This window comes from Sphingobacterium sp. UBA7625 (genome assembly GCF_002484085.1).
In the GTDB taxonomy this organism is placed as follows: Bacteria; Bacteroidota; Bacteroidia; order Sphingobacteriales; family Sphingobacteriaceae; genus Sphingobacterium; species Sphingobacterium athyrii.
Genome location: NZ_DLJD01000026.1, coordinates 54758 through 73442, shown reverse-complemented (window position 1 = coordinate 73442; position 18685 = coordinate 54758). Strand labels below are relative to the sequence as shown.

Genomic DNA, 18685 nt, shown 5'->3' with positions numbered 1-18685 from the left:
TATCTTGTTAATTTGGTTTATTGATTGCGGTTCATCGTCCAATCTGCCAACTGGAAATCACCCCCGCTATACATCCGGGCAATATTCAAACGATAGGTTTTATAGGCTGTGGTATTATTGAAGAAGAATACACGTAACTGAAACCGCTCGTCGAATACTTCGTCTTTTTTGGTATCCAAAAGTTCCCATTTGCCTGTTTGCTCATTCAGTCCCTGCAAAGTCCAGTCTGTTGGATCCCGCTGCTGAATATCATTGGCTGACCGGAGTGTATAACTGTTAGCGGCCACCGCGACCAGAAAATCCCATTGCAAATAGAATTGTCCAGGATTTGAAAGGAAAAATTTGGTCTCCGGATTACCATCAAACACGTACTTGGATGCCTCTACCGCATTTGGCCCGCCAGAAGCTTCTTTTGATGCGGAGCCCTTACCACCGACTGTAACGAATAGATTCTCTGGTGGTGGGATGTATATGATTTGACTGACAAACTTGTTGAAACCAAAAACATGGTCTGGATTCAACACATGCACCACTGCATTGTCGGTCTGTATATTTAGTGAGCTTGTCTCCGTGGTCACCCAGTTCCGATTGAAAACAGATCTTCTGGTATCAGAAAAGTCGATGATAGTTGGTCCACCATCCAAGAATCCGGACGAAGCTTGTCGATTCAATCCAATATGCATCGGATAGCCATAGCGGATACCACGAACATCTTTACCGTCTTGATTTAAAAGTGAATCACTCGAGGTCCTTCCCTGGACAATATACTGGCACATCAATGAGTCAAGTATCTCATATTTTACCGAGGTCAGATACTGCCCCGGCTTATCCGAGACATTCAGCGTATTATTGAGATTCTGAATAGCCAATTGAAAATTTGCGTTGGTCAATGCAAACAAAGTCACCGTGCTGTCCTCCAGTTTTTTTTGTAAGCCGATCCGATCAATCACCTTAATCAGCGAATCGTAAACCCCGGGTTTACTTTTCAGATAGCTATATAAATTGCCCTTATAAACTTGCTCTTTCGATATCGGCGAATAATAGCCTTTATCCTTGGCGCAAGCGTAGAGCAAGGCCAAAACTAAAAATGCATATATGCAGCGTACAAATAGGTTCTTTCTCATTTTTGTTGTTCCTTTACTTCCAGTAAGAATTTTGTGCTATCAACTTATTTTGGGCCAGAATTTCCTTGGCAATTGGCCAATAGATTCCATCGTTTGCAATTAATCCGGCCAACTGGGGATTATCATGTTTGATCTTTTCACGACGGATCATATCATACCAACGATGCCCCTCTCCCATCAATTCTCTTTTCCGCTCCAAAAAAATTGCATCAATTAAATCGCCATTGACCGTTTCGCTATAAACTTTGAGGCCTCTCCTTTCCCTGATTTCATTCAATAGTTCAATCGCTGTAGATTTCTCCCCCAGTACAGCAAGCGCTTCGGCGCGCAACAAAGTGATATCTTCCAGTCGGGTCAAAATTGTCGCACTGGTAAAAATTCGGAAGGTGGGATCGGACGAACCGCCCATGATACATTTGATTTTGCTAAAAATGGGATATTTGCTATTAAAATTTCGGAAATAGACTTCCGTATTCGGATTTCCGAGTGTATCGATGCTAAAGCGTTGATCTTTTTTCTCGTTAAAGGTTTTTAGGATCGTCTCCTTCGGCATATAAATATCCGGAACAGATTTACTCACCACAGGAGAGGCAAGTGTAAGTTCTTCAATATGCCCTGTGAACGACGCTTCAACGTGTGCCCAGATATAGGGGAAAGAAAACATCTGTTCTGATCTTTTTTCAAAGAAAAACCCATTACCATCTGTTAAAAATGAAGTTGATAAATAATAAGCTCCCCCTTTTGAATAATTGTTCATAATAAATTGTGTGTATGCAGCTGCATCCGCATAATTTGCCTGCCAGGCGGCTAAATGTGCTAAGATGGCATAGGCAGAAAGTTTACGGACGAGTGCACCACTCCAGCGTGAGGAGGCTTCATTGTAATAATTGCCTATTTGCTGTTCATCTCCTGTGCTATAAGAGTAAGGTAAGAGCTGTGCAGCATCAAACATTTCCTTTTCGATCCAGGCATAGATTTTTAGGCGATCCTCCCGACCTTTATTTTCAAAATTTCCATCGTGGGAATTTAAAATCAATGGGACATCACCCCAGATACGTACCATATTAAAATAGGCATAGGCACGTAAAAATCTTGCCTGGGCGACATCTACCACCAGGTTATTTTCGGTATAGCGCAGATCTTTTGTCCGTACTTCCGGAGCGCGTTCCATAAATATATTAGCAGCGTTGACTACCGCAAACCAGCGTCTCCAATTGGACAATGCGTTTAAAGATTCATAATTTGCCTTGAGGTCATTTTTAATAATAGCCTTTAAATCCTGCCGATTTGGACTTTCGAAATCCCCCGACCTAACTTCTCCATAAAGCCAATACGCATTATTATCGTCCAATGCTGCTTTGGTCAGACCATAGATCCCCATCAGACCTGCTCGGGTATCCTCAAGGGCATTCCACATATTCTCCTCTTTGACTGTACGAGAAGAATCAATATCCAACATTTTCTTACACCCTCCCAGAGTGAGTAGGAAAAATGGTAAAAAACGAATTATAAGGTGGTATCTTTTCATTTCTTTTCGTTTAAAAGTCAACTTTAATACCGAGGGTATAGATCCGTGGTATCTGCATTTTGGATCCAATATCATAGCCGGTATAATCCACAATCTCCGGATCAACACCACTATAGGATGTTATTGTCGCTACATTATTCGCAGAAACATAAGCATAGGCACGCTGGATACGTTGTTGCCGCCCACCCAAAAGCGAAGTCAGATCATAACCCAGGGTAATGGCCCGTATTTTCAAAAAAGACGCATTTTCTAAAAAAAGATCCTGATCCGCTTGATAAGGAATGACAGAACTCCAAGGATTGTATAATGGATACTTACTATAATCGCCTCTTTTTTCCCAATACGTGATCTCCTTGATCGCATCTAATTTTTTAGCACCTTCATTATTGATAAAGTCAAATCGGGTCGCCATTTCCTGGTTAATTAGTTCACGTCCGATATTGTAGTACATATTGATCCCTAAATCCCATTTCCCAAAGACAAAATTGTTAAACCAATTACCAAACAATAGGGGTAATCGGTGCCCCTGCAAGGTTCGGTCACTATCATCAATCCGGTTGTCCCCATTCTGGTCTTTCCATATCGGATCTCCGGCGTGTAATTGAATAGAATTATAAGTCATCCCCTGCGGCACCTCGGCATCCGTTTTATAAATCCCTGTATTAGAAAGCAACCAGTATTGGTCAAGGGATTTTCCCACCTCCAACAGGCTATTGCCCATGACGAGCTGTTCCAAACCATTAGGTAGTGCCTTGAGCTTATTCTGATTGTGTGATACATTGAGTGCCGTGGACCATTTAAACCGCCCGGACTGGATCGGATCGAGTCCAACAGTAAGTTCAACACCTGTATTTTGAACATCCATTCCTGCCATGTAACTGGATTTATAGCCATATTCGCTATAGGATGGAATATTAATAAGCTGATTTTTAGTTTGTTTCATATACACATCCAAGGATACATGAAAGTTCTTTTTTTCAATTGCGTAGTCAAGACCTAAATTGCCCTGATCTGTGTAAGCCCAGGGAATATTGTAGCCTACCCATCCCGATTCATAAGGACGTACCAGCCCAGCGATTGCATTATATCCTGCGATCAGCTGGTTACCTGTGAATCCCATTTGAGCAACATAATTGGGTCCCTGCGCAAAATCATCAAACACGTTACTCACGCCAATGCGTCCGATGCTAAATCTGGCGGTCAGATCTTTCAAGCTATTATCGGAAACGAAATAACTGTTTTTAATATTCCAATTCGCTGATAGCGAAGGCGTAAAAATCCAGCGTGCATCCGGCTGTGCATTGGAAGAACCATCTGTTCTCAACAAGAGTGAAACATCAACCTTTTTATCATAATTATAATTTGCCCGGCCATAGAAGGAGACCAAATTATGGCGTATGCGATCCAAAAATTTAAATATAAGTGCCTTAGGGTAAGCCGTAGCCTCCAGATAATTTGAATTGAACGGATCATCCTCCAAAAGATTCACCTTGATAAAATCGTTTACTCCTTTGTAAGCATATGCATAATTATAGCGATAAGTGTCCCATTGCAGGCTATTTCCGATCAAAAGATTCAGGCTGTTTTTATCATCAATTTTCCAATCATAGTATGCCTTATTGTCAAAAATTGCACGTTGGTTATAACCATAATAATTGGACGCGAAATTATTGGATTCCATCAATTTACTATGGTAAAACTGATCTCTATAGCCCTCGTTGTAATCGACCATACCGGTTGTTAGAAAGTGGAAATTTCCAAAATCCAACTGCAGCTTTCCATACCCTTGTACAACGTTGGTTTTATTGTTATCGAAACCTTTTTTATAGTAACTTAAATACTCATTGTATACCTCTTTATTTGGCGAAAGAGGGGCGGACAGATCCGGAAAATAAGCCAATTGTGCAAATCTGTCCCTCATATTGAGATTCCGATTCCGGTCCAACCTGGAGATATTGGCCTGCATGGAGAAGGTCAGCCAAGTAAGAGGTCGCATGTTTAAACCAAACAACGCATAATACTTATTTAGTTTTACCTTATCCGCAACACCTTTATCTTGCGTCGATCCTGCCGCAAATTGAAAATTTGCCCGTGGACCACCTCCGGAAAGGTTGGCATTTAAATTATATACTAGGCCATTGTTGTAATAAGAATCGGTCCAATCTGATTTACCAAAATAGTTCATGTTAAGGGAATCGCTCAGGTATACAGGATAGGAATCGCCATCATCATATCGGCCATTGGATGTATACAGATCATAAAACTGCTTTCTGAATTTATTTTCGTATTCACCGTTGATTGTGGTCACCTGCGGCCGTTGCGCTAATCCAGTATACATATTGACAGCAATACGATTTGTTTTGTCCGCTTTAGGTTCCTTTGTCTGCACGACAATTGCTCCATTGGCGGCATTGGGCCCGTACATAGCCATTGCAGCGACGTCTTTCAATACTTCGATCGACTTGACCATATCAATATTGATATTAGCGAAAAGATTAGTCGCTGGGCCGATACGTTCGAGGTCATAAGTCTGCACGGCATAGGCAAACGGATGCTCCCCGACCAATGGGATACCATCCACGACCACCAAAGGCTGGTTTTGAAACACATCAATATCAGAAAGCAATGGTCGAGAAACGCCACGGAAATACATGGGTTGTTTCGTCCCGGGCTCTCCAGACGGCTCGGTCACGTAAAGTCCCGTATTGTTTCCTTTAAGGTACTGTTGAAGGGATGTATAGGGCAACAAACTTTGCTTGTTGATCTCAACAGGATTGACCTGACTAGCTTTGATCTGAAATATGGAGTCTAATTTTACAGTTCCAATCTGAAGCTTAAGACTGTCTGAAGGAGATAATTGCTTATTATCCTGGCCAGAAGCAAAAGAACAGCAAGCATAGGACCATCCCAAGACAACAAGCCCACTTAAACACCTCTTTTTAATCATGTGCATAAGAATGATATATAATTAGGTTATTTTACTTTTCTAGTTTAGTTGGTTATTTGCCCCTGAATCAGCGGCTAAAGGTGTTGATATTTTGAGATAAGAAAATTGGCCTATTCTTTCTCAAAAAACACGTTATGCAGTATCAAATAAAACTACTATCATAATCTAAGGTTTAAAGTGTTTATAAAAAACGTTTTAGCATAATAGGGAATCCCCTTCTGTCAAAACTGGTTTAATTACTTAATTGGTCAGCACTTATCGCTTTCGGTTATATTGAAGATATATAGAAAACGGAGAAAAAAAAATTTTTTCTCCGTTTTTTTTATTTTGCTAAACTGGTTTAGTATGCAACATTAAGCTGTTTTTTACTAAAAAACTCGATTTTTGACCACCAAAATTAAGATTTGCTAAAAAAACTCATGAGTTATTTTTTTTTACAAATTGTAACACTCCGCCCCGTCTTGACGACTAAAAGCCCGCCGCCTATTCATACAAAAAAGCTTATAAAATATCTTTATCGAAAAGGCAGTCCAAAATGGGATCAAATAAGTCTTTGATTTCAAGGAAAGTTAAAGGCAAGCAACATGGGGAATTAACGAAAAAAGACCGATCAATAAACGATCGGTCTTTTTCCTATATAGTAAGTAAGTTAAGCTGAATTAAGACTTCCCTCTTTTGGGCTTATTTGTCATTTCAAAAACCAATTCTCCACCATTCATCAAACTCGCATAGGATAATTTTAGATTATCCAGCACTTTACCGTTCCATGTTACGGATTTGACGTACACATTCTTTTCAGACTGATTACGCGCAGTAATGGAGATGCGTTTGCCATTTTCTAGATTGACATTCGCAGATTTCACCAGTGGGCTACCGATCCAATAGGCATCCTCACCGGGTGCCACAGGGTAAAATCCCAGTGCTGTAAACAAGTACCAAGCTGACATTTGTCCACAGTCATCGTTTCCACCTAAACCAGCGTGCCCATTGTGATATTGATTCCGTATAATCTGGCGCAATCTTGCCTGCGCCTTCCAAGGGCTTTGGGTAATATTATACAGATAAGCCACATGATGAGATGGTTCATTTCCATGGACATAATTGCCAATAATACCATCCCGTGTTATATCTTCGGTATGTTCAAAATATTTATCCGGCAGTTCCATTGTGAATAAAGAATCCAGATAGGTCTCCAGTTTCTTTTTACCGCCCATAAGTTCCATCATTTCCTTCGGTTGATGCGGCACATATAGACTATAGTTCCACGAATTCCCTTCAATAAACCCCTGTCCATGTGTATCTAGGACATCAAACTGTTCCTTAAACTTTCCTTGAGCATTCTTTGGTCGCATAAAGCCAATCGTCGGATCATAGAGTGCTCGCCAACTTTCGGCCCGTTTTGAAAAAGTCTGATAGATATCTTCTTTACCCAGCTTCTTCGCCAATTGAGCAATACACCAATCATCATAAGCATATTCTAGTGTATTGGATACGGAAGTACCTGACACATCATCCGGGACATATCCTTTATCAATATAAGCACCAATTCCCTCATAATTACGGGTATTTGCCGTTTGTACACAAGCCCTTAAAGCAGCTTCCGGATCGCCTTTATAGACACCTTTTAATATCGCGTCAACAATGACGGATACGGAATGATAACCGCTCATACACCAATTGTCGTTTGCATAATGCGACCAAATGGGCAGCATTTTCAATACACTCTGATCGTAATGTGCCATCATTGAAGCGACAATGTCTGAATTGCGGGAAGGATTAATTAAGTTCAGCAGCGGATGGAATGCCCTAAACGTATCCCAGAGCGAAAACGAGGTGTAGTTCGTAAATCCCTTAGCCTGATGTATCTCCTGATCCAGTCCCTTATATTCACCATTCTGATCCATATAAATGGTAGGCATTAGACTGGCATGATACATGGCCGTGTAAAAGTTAACCAAGTCTTCCTTGTTTAACATATCCACTTCAATCTTCTGAAGTTCTTTTTCCCAAGCCGATTGCCCTCTACGCACGTAGCCGTCAAAATCCCAGTTCGGTGCTTCCGCTTCCATATTGCTGAGTGCATTTTTCATACTTACAGGGCTTAATGCAACTTTCATCTGGATGGATTCTTGCGCTTTGGTATCGAAATCCAAATGCAACTTGATGTTGTGAGCCGCCAGATCGGGGAAATTATGCTGCTGGTCAAACTTGCGCCAAAAACCATTATATACGGACTTACCATCTTCATATTTCGCACCGTAGTTTTTGAAAGGTTTGGACGTCTTTATCGCAAAATATACGGTACGTGTCCGGGACCATCCATTGGTTTGGCGGTAGCCTACTAAAGTTGAGTCATTTAAAACTTTGACAACCGTCCAGACATTTTTACCATCGTAGTTATAAATTCCAGCCGTTAAATCCACGACAAGATGCGACGCATCAGATTGCGGAAAGGTATAACGATGGATCCCCACACGAGTTGTCGTCGTCAATTCGGCCTTAATCTGATGTTTGTCTAACAAAACACTGTAATAGTTTGGCTCCGCCCGTTCATTTGCATGTGAATAAGGCGACCTATATCCTTCCTGCGGTTTATCCGCTGTTCCCGGATTGAGCTGTACCTTACCTTGAGTTGGCATGATCAAAATATCGCCCAGATCAGAATGGCCGGTACCACTAAAATGGGTATGGCTAAAACCCACAATTGTTGGGTCGCCGTACTGGTAGCCGGCGCAGTACTTATACACGTCGCCATTGTATTGTCCATTTACGGCATACGATAACGTATCTGTATCCGGACTGAGCTGCACTGCCCCAAAAGGAACTGTCGCACCGGGGAAAGTATGGCCCATCCGTGCCGTTCCTATAAGCGGTTTGACATATTGAATTAATTTGGTTTCCTGTGCCCTTAAAAAATAAGGAATACATAGTAAACCGACACAAACTAAACTTCTTACGTTCATCACTTCAGGATTAGATCTTAGGGTTTTGACTATAAGCACTCCATAACTCGTCAATCGTCTTGCCGGTCTGTGCCTTCCAGAAATCATCGGTATATGTTTTATTTCGCATTGCTCCGTCCAATTTTTTAACAAAATCTTTTTTTACATTTTTGTTAATCCAGTAAAGGAATCGTGCCGTCGTACGATATGAATCCGTATATTTTTGTTTCTCTGTATAGTCCGGCAATTTCCAATTTGCACCAGCGTTGTCTATTCCTTCGTCAAACCGAACGAAATCTGCTATTCCCTCAGTAATCCACCAAGGGCCGGCTCCATCTGGATAAGCCTGAACAATGTGCATGACTTCATGCGTTACGACATCTATATCGCCCGGATTTTTTGCAAACCACTCCGGACTATAGCGGACAATTCCACCTGCTGTAGCCGCTACACCCTTATAATCGGGGTCAATGACAAAGGATACCTTTTTTATGGTCTTGTTATTATATTTTTTTGCCAGCTTGGGGTAATTAGTAAAATACGCCGCCACCAATCTATCCTTTAAGGCTGGACTAAACCCCTTGTCTTTATTAATCCAGATCAAGGTGTATCCATTTTTGGTAATGCTATCAACATCCACCGCTGCCTTACGGTCATTTTCGGTATGTTGCCAATTATCCTGTGCCGAAACTGAAAAAGAATACAGCAGACCGACGATGGCCAATGCTTGTTTCAAAAAATTAAAGTTCATAATTAGAGTTATAATTTGCTATTTTTTCTTCTTTGATTTAGTTGAATTCACATCCCCCTTCAATTCATTCGTCATCGAATATGGAGCCGCGCTTAAGGTAGCCCCTCTATTATAGTTCGGTTTAGCGGCCATATCAAAATTCAGATTTCCACCTTCATGAAGAGCCTTGTGACTCAACCAGTTTTTACCATAATTTGTTCCGTTAAACTGCAAAGTATTCACATAAACATTTTCACCGGAATTCTTAGGCGCATCAATAGTCAATGTCTTGCCATTTTCAAAAGTTAAGGTAGCTTTCCTAAATAATGGAGCCCCAAGCACATATTCATCTGTCGCTGGACAAACGGGATAAAAACCTAAAGCCGAAAACACATACCATGCCGATGTTTGACCATTATCCTCGTCACCACAATAACCGTCAGGAGTCGGCTTGTACATCCTGTCCATGACCTGGCGAACCCAATATTGTGTTTTCCAAGGTTGGCCGGCGTAGTTATACAAGTATGGCATATGCTGGATTGGCTGATTACCATGTGCATATTGGCCCATATTGGCAACCTGCATCTCCCGAATTTCGTGGATAATACCACCATAATAACTATCATCAAAATCTGGAGCTTGGACAAATACAGAATCCAACATATTGACAAAAGTTTTTTCGCCACCCATTAAATTGATCAGTCCTTGCACATCGTGGAAAACACTCCAGGAGTAATGCCAGCTATTGCCCTCCGTAAATGCATCTCCCCATTTCAATGGATTGAAAGGAGTTTGGAATTTACCATCCTTATTTTTACCACGCATCAGATTGGTGGAAGGATCGAATAAGTTCTTATAATTCTGAGCTCGCTTAGCATATAAGTCAATTTCGGCCTTAGGACGATTTAATGCTTTTGCCAATTGGTATATGGTGAAGTCATCATAAGCATATTCTAATGTACGGGCAGCATTTTCATTAATTTTAACGTCATAAGGAACATAACCCAGGCTATTGTAATATTCAACACCTTTTCGCCCGACAGCAGTCATTGGTCCCTCATTATTTGCACCATGTTGCAAGGCTTCATACAATTTGTTGATATCATAACCACGCAGACCTTTCATATAAGCATCCGAAACGACCGAAGCGGAGTTGTTACCAACCATGATGTCAGCATATCCCGGGCTGCTCCATTCAGGTAGAAATCCACCTTCAAGATAAGCATTGAGCAGTCCTTCTTGCATTTCTTTATTGATCGATGGGTACATAAAGTTTAAGAAAGGATACAAGGCTCTGAATGTGTCCCAAAAACCTGTCCCGCCGAACAAGTATCCCGGAAGCGTCTTACCGTTATATGGGCTATAATGTACAGGCTGACCTTTTGCATCAATCTCATATAATTTGTTCGGAAAAAATAACGTCCGGTACATAGTCGAGTAAAATGTACGCAATTGATCGATATCATCTCCTTCTACCTTAATTTTACCTAAGGTTGTATTCCAAATCTGGCGACCATCCTCTTTAATTTGATCAAAAGACTTATTGCCGAGTTCGTTTAAGTTCAACAGCGCCTGTTCAGCACTGATAAAAGAGGATGCAACTTTGACTTGAACAGGTTTTGATTTATCCTTCACTTTAAAGCCAACAATAGCGCCGGTATGGTCACCTTTAATTTGCAGCTGTCCATCTTTCTTTTGCTTTCCTTCCCAAGTCGCAACACTGGCAAAAGGCTGATCGAAGACAAGTACAAAATAATTCTTAAAATTTTCAGGTAAAGGTCCACGCGCGTATTTCGAAGAATAGCCAATAATCATATTTTTCTCAGGAATGATCTGCACCTCTGAACCTTTTTCATAAGCATCCAACACGATATAGGCATCATCCGTTTTATTGAAAGAGATTCGAAACATCGCCGCACGTTCAGTTGGCGTCATCTCAGCTGTTACATCGTGATCTGCCAAATAAACGGAATAATAATAAGGCTTCACAATTTCTGCTTTATGCGAAAACCAACTCGCACGTTCGTCCTGATCAAAAACCGGTTTTCCCGTCACCGGCATAATCGAGAAAACACCATAGTCGTTCATCCAGGGAGATGGCTGATGAGTCTGCTTCAATCCGCGGATTTTATCAGCTGTATATTGATACTGCCAACCATCACCATTTTTGCCTGTCTGTGGCGTCCACATATTCATCCCCCATGGCCTCGCTATGGAAGGGTAAGTATTCCCGTTGGAAAGCTCAAATTTGGATTCTGTACCCATCAAAGGATTCACCAGATCCACAGCTTCCATTTGCTGTCCTCTAAACTTCTGAGCCAAAACCGGTTTTGCGCAAAACAAACCCAAGGACAATAATGACCCTAGAAAAACACTTAATGATTTCTTCATTATTTAGGATATATATAAATATTTCTACTAAAACGTATTAGTAAAGATATAAAAAAGATTATTAAATCAAAATAAACGCTATGTTTCCGAAGTGGAGGTCTTAAGATTTTTACAATAGGGCTTCACTTTCTTTGGGGCAAACCCAAAGCGAATTCGCGCTTCAGCTATTCGACTATCTTTTAATCAAGTCGGTCGAAATTACGTATTCTCTGGGACTGGAAACCCCTCGGTCTATTTCTTTTAACAGGACTTTCACACAGGTTTTTGCCAAAGGCTCCAAAGGTTGCCGGATACAGGAGATCTTAGGATTCAAAAGATCAAACAATTCATGATCATCAAAAGAAAACAATGGGAAATCAAAATTCTTTCCTTCCTCTGTCCGAAGCGATTTCAGACCAAGGATACACAGGTAATTGGTGGTAAAAAATAAACCATCCAATTCTATATTTTTTGCCACCCAGTTCTGTAAGGTTGTCATACCCTTCTGCCGCAGGTTCTGATAGGGCAAATGTAATATCCGTGCTTGCATCCCCGTTTCTTCACAAAATTGCAAATAGGCATTTTTACGCGCAAGCATCTGAGGTTGATCCGAATCAATTGTGACCAATCCAAAATTCTCACATCCAATCGACTGCAAATGTGAACAAGCCTTCAAGCTGCTGTCTCCATTGTCAATATGGACATAATGTGTGGCTACTTCTGGCGAATTTCGGTCAAAAACGACTAAAGGGACTTTATGTTCCAATATCTTTCGCTGGTGTTCTTCCAGATCTACAGTAGGTGCCAGGAGGATGCCTTCGACTTTCTTTTCAAGCATAAAATCAATGATATCCTGCGCATTTTGAGGATCCCCTAATGTACTGCTGTATAGAACATGGTAATTTTTCTTGCGCAATAGCTCCTCAACATGCAAAGCAAAAGGACCGAAAAACGAATCACCAATATTTTCGACAATAAGGCCAATGGTATTCGAACGGCCTGTGGCGAGGCTCTTTGCCAATGAATTAGGTTTGTACCCAACTTTCTTGACATAATCCAGTACACGTTTCTCAAGCTCTTTACTAATACGAGCCTGCTCCGCTTTATGATTAATCACCAACGAAACGGTGGATTTGGATACATTAAGTTCCTGTGCAATTTCTTTAATAGATTTGGCCATAAGAGCATTTCATAAAATTAGGTGAAATTAGAAAATAAATGAAGAATAAACTCTTATTGAGGCAAATGAATATCAACACAATCGTTTGCGTGAATTAACTGAATACTTTTTTGTTGTTCCCGCTACCTTGCGCAATAACAAATAGCCTTTTTATGATAACAACATTTTAAGTTAGCTAAAGTAGCTTCACTGTCATACGATAACAATACCTAATCTATACTTCAAACCTACTGGAAGCCTATTTCGCCTATGACGAGTTATTGGTTAATTCAAATTAAAAAATATAAATTTTTGTTGAATTTTAATAAAAACACAAAAATGAACACAAAAAACAGCACTACTTTACCAATCTTGTAATGAGAATGTTAATTTTTTTTTAAATTTACTGGCGACTAGCTCCTTATGAAAAACACTGGATCATATCACTACCAAGATCTCCTCCCCCTTATACAGCAAGGGGATCAGCGTGCTTTTTCGGCATTATATGATTTATTTGCCCCCGATCTTACTTCTTTTATTGCAAAAAAGATCAGCAGCCGCGAAGTAGCCGAAGATATCCTGCATGACCTCTTTATTTCCGTATGGAAAAATAGAGCGTTAATTGAAAAAATAGAGTCTCTTCCAGCATATCTATTTAGTTCTTGCCGGTATTTAGTCCTTGCCCATTACCGCAAAGAGATGAAACTAAAGATTACCCAAAACGTTGAACATCTTGAGTTTGCAGATCAATCCATAAACATCGAAGATCGACTCTATTACCGTTATATTATCGATATAGTTGCCAAAGAAGTAGAAAATCTTCCTCAAAAATGTCGGGAAGTATTCAAATTGAGCAGGGAATATTATATGAGTAACAAAGAGATTGCTATAAAATTGGAAATCAGCGAATCCACGGTGGAAAAACATATTAACAAAGCCATCCGACATCTACGTACAGCAACTAGCCATCTTTTCCACTTTATTTTATTCTTTTAGTTATCAGTAATCGTCGATTTCAATAAAAAATTTTTTTTTTACTTTCTGAGTAGAAGCTCCTCTTCATTTACATCACTTGTAATATAACCAACCAGTATAAGTTGCGATTTATGAAGCAAGTGAAAGAATTATATAGATTGATAAGCAGTTTTCTGAGCCGAGCCGAAAATATTGAGGAACGTAAACAGCTTTTTGATTGGTTTGATCAGCAATCGGCCGATCAAATACCTAAAGAGCAGTTTTCGGACATCCAACAGAATGTCAGAAATCGTTTATTGAACGAAATCGGGACAACTGAAAGAACGTCCACTACACTAAAATATTTGCAATATATCGGTACTGCTGCTGCGGTACTGCTTATTGGTTTCTTCGCTTACAACTTATGGCCCTCAACCGAAAATATTGCTTCCGAAGAATTATTGGCTTCCGTCCCTGCTGGAAAAGAACGAGCAACCATTACTTTAGGTAACGGAAAAAAGATCGACCTCGAACAACTGAATTTAAATCAGCGTATTCAAACAGGAGATGTTATCATTATCAAGGATGGCAATGGACAGATAAGTTATCATGATGCGAAAAGCAACAAGCCAATAGTTCAAAAAAACAGCATGCATACCCCCAAGGGCGCTACGTATGACCTAACCCTTTCTGATGGCACATTAGTTACCTTAAATGCGGAATCAAAAATTACCTATCCCACATCTTTTACTGAGGGCAACAGAGTCGTAGAACTACAAGGAGAAGCCTACTTCCACGTACGAAAGACAAGCAATAAAAGCAAATTTATTGTCAAAACAAAAGATCAACATGTGGAAGTTTTAGGAACGCAATTCAATATCAATGCATATCCAGAAACTGGAAAAATCCAAACGAGTTTGGCAGAGGGCTCTGTCCTTGTCTCTCTGGAAAAAAACAATAAATCACGTGTTCGGCTCCTGCCCAATGAACAAGCCGTACTCAAACAAGGTGGATTGAGTGTTCATAAAATTGATATAGAAGAAGCGCTAAGCTGGAAAAATGGTCAATTCTATTTCAATGGGAATAATACAGCCGAAGTACTTCAACAGATTGCCCGATGGTATAATATTACAATTACCTATAAAGCGAACAGCAACAAGGAACAATATTCTGGAAAAATTCCCCGTAACCTCAGCTTGGATAAATTAATCAAACTGTTGAATTTTGCTGATTTAAATACAAAGGCAGTGCTAGATAAAAACAATAAAATCAACTTAATCATTACATAACCAAAAATTGTTGAACTATGAAAAGTAAAAAATTTCCTCCTTGATCATATCAATAATATCAATAAAAAGACGGATTCTGTTGGCGCAGAACCCGTCGGATTTGTTGGTATTAAAGTATCGTCTAACTTCTAAATTATTAACACGTTAAAACCAAACGAATTTAATGAAATTTACACTAACTCCGTTCAACAAGAAGGAGAAAGATTTTCATTTGACCACGTTGGCGGCAAATGCTGTACCCAATCCGTGGCGTTCCTATGAAAAACACAGCCTTTTTTTTGCGCGCCCATTATCGAGATCTCTCATGAGGATCAACCTAATTACCTTAATGATCGGCCTAGGTTTGTCTCAAGTAGACGCAAACACCTATGCACAACAGATCACCCTCAAAAAGCAAAAGGCAAGCCTTGAAGCTATTTTGAAAAAAATTGAAAAACAAAGTGGATATACATTTTTTTACAAGAAAAATGAGATCAATCAAGTCATTGATCTATCTGCTGATATAAAGGAAGCACCCTTCAAACAAGTGCTGAATATCATTTTTAACAAAGCGAATCTTTCTTACGATTTTTTCGACAAAACAGTTGTTGTAAAAAAGAGAGCGGCGACAACGCCACTTCAAACAATAACAACCATTTCACCTGAAAAGATTGTCAACACCAGTATCCAACAGGGAATCAAGGGTAGGGTCGTAGATGAGCAAGGCAAACCCGTAGAAGGCGCATCAATACGTCAAAAACACGATGATAAAAGATCTGTTAAAACCAATGCTGATGGGGTATTCAACCTGCCAATCACAGCATTGAATGAAATGCTCGTTATCTCATTCGTAGGCTACGAAAACCAAGAAATCAAAGCAACATTGTCCGTCAGTGGTATGCTTGTCAAACTTCGCAAAAAGGACAATACGATCGAAGAGGTTGTTGTTACAGGAACAGGGATCAATAGAAATAAAGATAGCTTTACCGGAACGACCACAAAATTCTCGGGTGCAGAATTAAAAGCAGTAAGCAACAACAATATTATTCAGAGTTTGAAGACATTGGATCCTTCCTTTTTACAAATTGAGAACAATTTAGCGGGATCAAATCCAAACGTCATGCCAGTGATTGAAGTCCGTGGCAAGAGTAGTATTCCTAGTTCCACACTAACTGACCAGTTTGGGGCTGATCCCAATCAACCATTATTTGTATTAGATGGTTTTCCAACAACAATACAAACTATTGTTGATCTTGACATGAATCGCGTCGCATCAGTAACGATACTTAAAGATGCTGCTTCCACAGCGCTATATGGTTCACAAGCGTCTAACGGCGTTGTTGTTATAGAGACTGTGAAACCCAAACCTGGTGAATTACAATTTACATACACCCAAGATTTTAGGTTCGAAATGCCCGATTTGTCCGCATACAATATGATGAATGCGACTGAAAAATTGGAATTTGAAAGACTCTCCGGGCGTTACAACTCATCATCAGGTCCCACACAACAAGTCTATCTCGATAGCCTGTACAATCAACACCTTTCATTTGTAAAAAAAGGAGTTGATAGTTACTGGCTAAGCGAACCTTTACAAAATGGCTTCTCGACGAACAACTCGATCAATGCAGCTGGCGGCGACGAGACTTTTATCTACAATCTTGGCTTAAACTATCGGACAGGAAAAGGAGCCATGATTGGGTCAGGAAGGGATAGTTATAGTGGTAGCATCAACCTAACTTATCGGAAAAACAAGATAAATATTAACAATATTACCTATATCAGAGGTAACAAGACAACCGAATCGCAATATGGCTTATTTTCTACTTGGGTAAATACAAATCCATATTATGAAAAAAATTGGGAAAACCCCTTTCTGGAAATTAGTCGAAAATCCAACTCGTCTGTCGATTTCTATATTCCCAATCCGTTATATGATGCTATGCTGCCGCAATATAATAAATCCAAAAACTTAGAGGTTCAGAATAACTTTAATGCCAACTATGATATTACGAGCTATCTAAGAGCGAATGCTGCGCTACAAATGACTAAGGGGACTACGGAAGGTAAAATCTATAAGTCGCCCGAGATGAGCGATTTTTTTGAAACACCAACCTTACGGAAAGGAAGATATACGGACAGTCGGAATAATAATTTTTCCTATCAAGGAAACTTTATGTTGACCTTTTATAAAACCTTCGCACAGAAGCATCAATTAAATGCCAACTGGCGCAATACAATCGCTGAAAATAAAAACGACGCCTATACAACTGTAGCTGAAGGATTTCCCGCAGGAAACACGGGCAACCCGCGCTTTGCCTATAGTTATTTACTCGACGGTGCTCCGGTAGCATCCAGTAGCACATATCGTACAGTCAATACAACACTAAGTGCCAATTATTCTTATGATAACCGCTACCTATTCGATGTTGTATACAGATTGGATGGCTCAACGGCTTATGGAAGTAACAAGCAATTCTCACCCTATTATGCCGTCGGTTTAGGCTGGAATATCCACAAAGAAGCATTCGCAAAAAAAATGCCCTGGATAAACTCTTTACGACTAACCGGAAATGTGGGTATCACCGGCAATCAGAATTTCGCTAATATCAGCTCAATTTCATTATACAATTATACCAGTACAAATTACAACCAGTTCGGTCAGGGCGTAACACTTAATATGTTGGGGAATCCCAATCTAGAGCCCCAAAAAACACAACAGATCAGTACCTCTTTAGATTTCAGCCTATTCAACAATCGTTTTACAGGTTATATCAATGCGTATAACAAGAAAACAGATCCTTTAATCGTTCCTGTAGACTTACCGTCCTCAACAGGCGTATTTTCATATCCTTATAACATAGGTAGCCTAACCTATAAAGGATTAGAAACAAAGCTAACCATCTATCCGATCTATAACCTTGAAAAAGGTATCACCTGGAATATAGGTCTTACTGCTGCAAGCTACAGAAGCCAATACGACGGATTTGGTGACATCCTGAGAACGCTTAACAAGCAGCAGGAAACATCCAAGTCCTTAGTCAGATATATAGATGGAAATAGTGCTGAGGCCATTTGGGCGACCCAATCCCTAGGAATTGATCCAACGACTGGAAAAGAAGTTTTCTTGACTAAGGATGGACAATACACATTTGATTATAGCGCTGCTGACGTAGCCAATGTCGGAAATACAGCACCTAAGGTGGAGGGAGTAATTTCCACGAACCTTCGGATTAAAGGATTTACATTCGGACTGGGCCTACGTTATAGATTAGGCGGTGATATCTTCAATACAGCATTATTTGACAAAGTGGAGAATATTAACTTCACCAATATTGTAAACAACCAGGACAAACGTGCCTTATACGACCGCTGGCAAAACCCAGGAGATATTGCGCAATTTAAAGCGATTTCCCAAACGGCAACGACACCGATATCATCACGATTTGTCCAATCACTCAATACGCTCAGCAGTGAAACCTTAAACATTGGCTATCTATTTGACAAAAGTCCTTGGCTGGAGAGCATGAGATTGAAGACCTTGTCCGTCAACCTGATGGCAAATGACTTTCTATATTTCTCCACCGTCAGAAGAGAGCGTGGCATATCCTACCCTTATGCCAGAACATTCGCCTTCTCTTTCAGAGCATCATTTTAATTATT

10 protein-coding genes are annotated in these 18685 nt (G+C 40.1%); 3 read left to right on the top strand and 7 right to left on the bottom strand.

The genetic code is table 11. The features are described 5' to 3' along the window. Positions 1 to 17: 17 nt before the first annotated feature. The 7 genes from B4G94_RS10805 to B4G94_RS10775 all read right to left on the bottom strand — a co-directional run bounded on the left by B4G94_RS10805 (position 18) and on the right by B4G94_RS10775 (position 12821). Positions 18 to 1124: a fasciclin domain-containing protein gene (locus B4G94_RS10805; RefSeq protein ID WP_286858834.1), complete on the bottom strand. Its 1107-nt coding sequence runs from the start codon at positions 1122 to 1124 to the stop codon at positions 18 to 20. A 13-nt stretch (positions 1125 to 1137) separates the two neighbouring features. After that, complete coding sequence (locus tag B4G94_RS10800; protein WP_286858832.1) at positions 1138 to 2652, bottom strand: RagB/SusD family nutrient uptake outer membrane protein; 1515 nt, start codon at positions 2650 to 2652, stop codon at positions 1138 to 1140. Between the two features lie 10 nt (positions 2653 to 2662). Then, positions 2663 to 5599 carry a SusC/RagA family TonB-linked outer membrane protein gene (locus tag B4G94_RS10795; RefSeq protein WP_286858830.1) on the bottom strand — a complete coding sequence of 979 codons (2937 nt, stop codon included), beginning with the start codon at positions 5597 to 5599 and terminating at the stop codon, positions 2663 to 2665. A gap of 659 nt (positions 5600 to 6258) precedes the next feature. Then, on the bottom strand, positions 6259 to 8562 hold the full coding sequence (locus B4G94_RS10790) for a GH92 family glycosyl hydrolase (RefSeq protein WP_286858828.1): 2304 nt from the start codon (positions 8560 to 8562) through the stop codon (positions 6259 to 6261). 10 nt (positions 8563 to 8572) lie between these two features. Then, entirely contained in the window at positions 8573 to 9292 is a 720-nt protein-coding gene (locus B4G94_RS10785) for a basic secretory protein-like protein (protein WP_286858827.1), read from the bottom strand. 18 nt (positions 9293 to 9310) lie between these two features. Then, positions 9311 to 11662, bottom strand: coding sequence for a GH92 family glycosyl hydrolase (locus B4G94_RS10780; RefSeq protein ID WP_286858825.1), 2352 nt, complete (start codon positions 11660 to 11662; stop codon positions 9311 to 9313). 172 nt (positions 11663 to 11834) lie between these two features. Then, the gene (locus B4G94_RS10775; RefSeq protein ID WP_286858823.1) at positions 11835 to 12821 is read right to left on the bottom strand and encodes a LacI family DNA-binding transcriptional regulator; all 987 of its coding nucleotides are present in this window, start codon (positions 12819 to 12821) and stop codon (positions 11835 to 11837) included. Between the two features lie 402 nt (positions 12822 to 13223). On the opposite strand from B4G94_RS10775, the gene B4G94_RS10770 reads away from it, so the two are divergent. The 3 genes from B4G94_RS10770 to B4G94_RS10760 all read left to right on the top strand — a co-directional run bounded on the left by B4G94_RS10770 (position 13224) and on the right by B4G94_RS10760 (position 18680). Then, a complete protein-coding gene (locus B4G94_RS10770; RefSeq protein ID WP_286858821.1) occupies positions 13224 to 13796 on the top strand; it encodes an RNA polymerase sigma factor in 573 nt (190 codons plus the stop codon). A 110-nt stretch (positions 13797 to 13906) separates the two neighbouring features. Then, positions 13907 to 15043 carry a FecR family protein gene (locus B4G94_RS10765; RefSeq protein ID WP_286858820.1) on the top strand — a complete coding sequence of 379 codons (1137 nt, stop codon included), beginning with the start codon at positions 13907 to 13909 and terminating at the stop codon, positions 15041 to 15043. A 163-nt stretch (positions 15044 to 15206) separates the two neighbouring features. Then, complete coding sequence (locus tag B4G94_RS10760) at positions 15207 to 18680, top strand: SusC/RagA family TonB-linked outer membrane protein (protein WP_286858818.1); 3474 nt, start codon at positions 15207 to 15209, stop codon at positions 18678 to 18680. Positions 18681 to 18685: the final 5 nt, after the last annotated feature.

Coding starts and splice junctions, on each gene's coding strand:
- B4G94_RS10805 (WP_286858834.1), bottom strand. CDS start 1,124: ATGAGAAAGAACCTATTTGTACGCTGCATATATGCATTTTTAGTTTTG.
- B4G94_RS10800 (WP_286858832.1), bottom strand. CDS start 2,652: ATGAAAAGATACCACCTTATAATTCGTTTTTTACCATTTTTCCTACTC.
- B4G94_RS10795 (WP_286858830.1), bottom strand. CDS start 5,599: ATGATTAAAAAGAGGTGTTTAAGTGGGCTTGTTGTCTTGGGATGGTCC.
- B4G94_RS10790 (WP_286858828.1), bottom strand. CDS start 8,562: ATGAACGTAAGAAGTTTAGTTTGTGTCGGTTTACTATGTATTCCTTAT.
- B4G94_RS10785 (WP_286858827.1), bottom strand. CDS start 9,292: ATGAACTTTAATTTTTTGAAACAAGCATTGGCCATCGTCGGTCTGCTG.
- B4G94_RS10780 (WP_286858825.1), bottom strand. CDS start 11,662: ATGAAGAAATCATTAAGTGTTTTTCTAGGGTCATTATTGTCCTTGGGT.
- B4G94_RS10775 (WP_286858823.1), bottom strand. CDS start 12,821: ATGGCCAAATCTATTAAAGAAATTGCACAGGAACTTAATGTATCCAAA.
- B4G94_RS10770 (WP_286858821.1), top strand. CDS start 13,224: ATGAAAAACACTGGATCATATCACTACCAAGATCTCCTCCCCCTTATA.
- B4G94_RS10765 (WP_286858820.1), top strand. CDS start 13,907: ATGAAGCAAGTGAAAGAATTATATAGATTGATAAGCAGTTTTCTGAGC.
- B4G94_RS10760 (WP_286858818.1), top strand. CDS start 15,207: ATGAAATTTACACTAACTCCGTTCAACAAGAAGGAGAAAGATTTTCAT.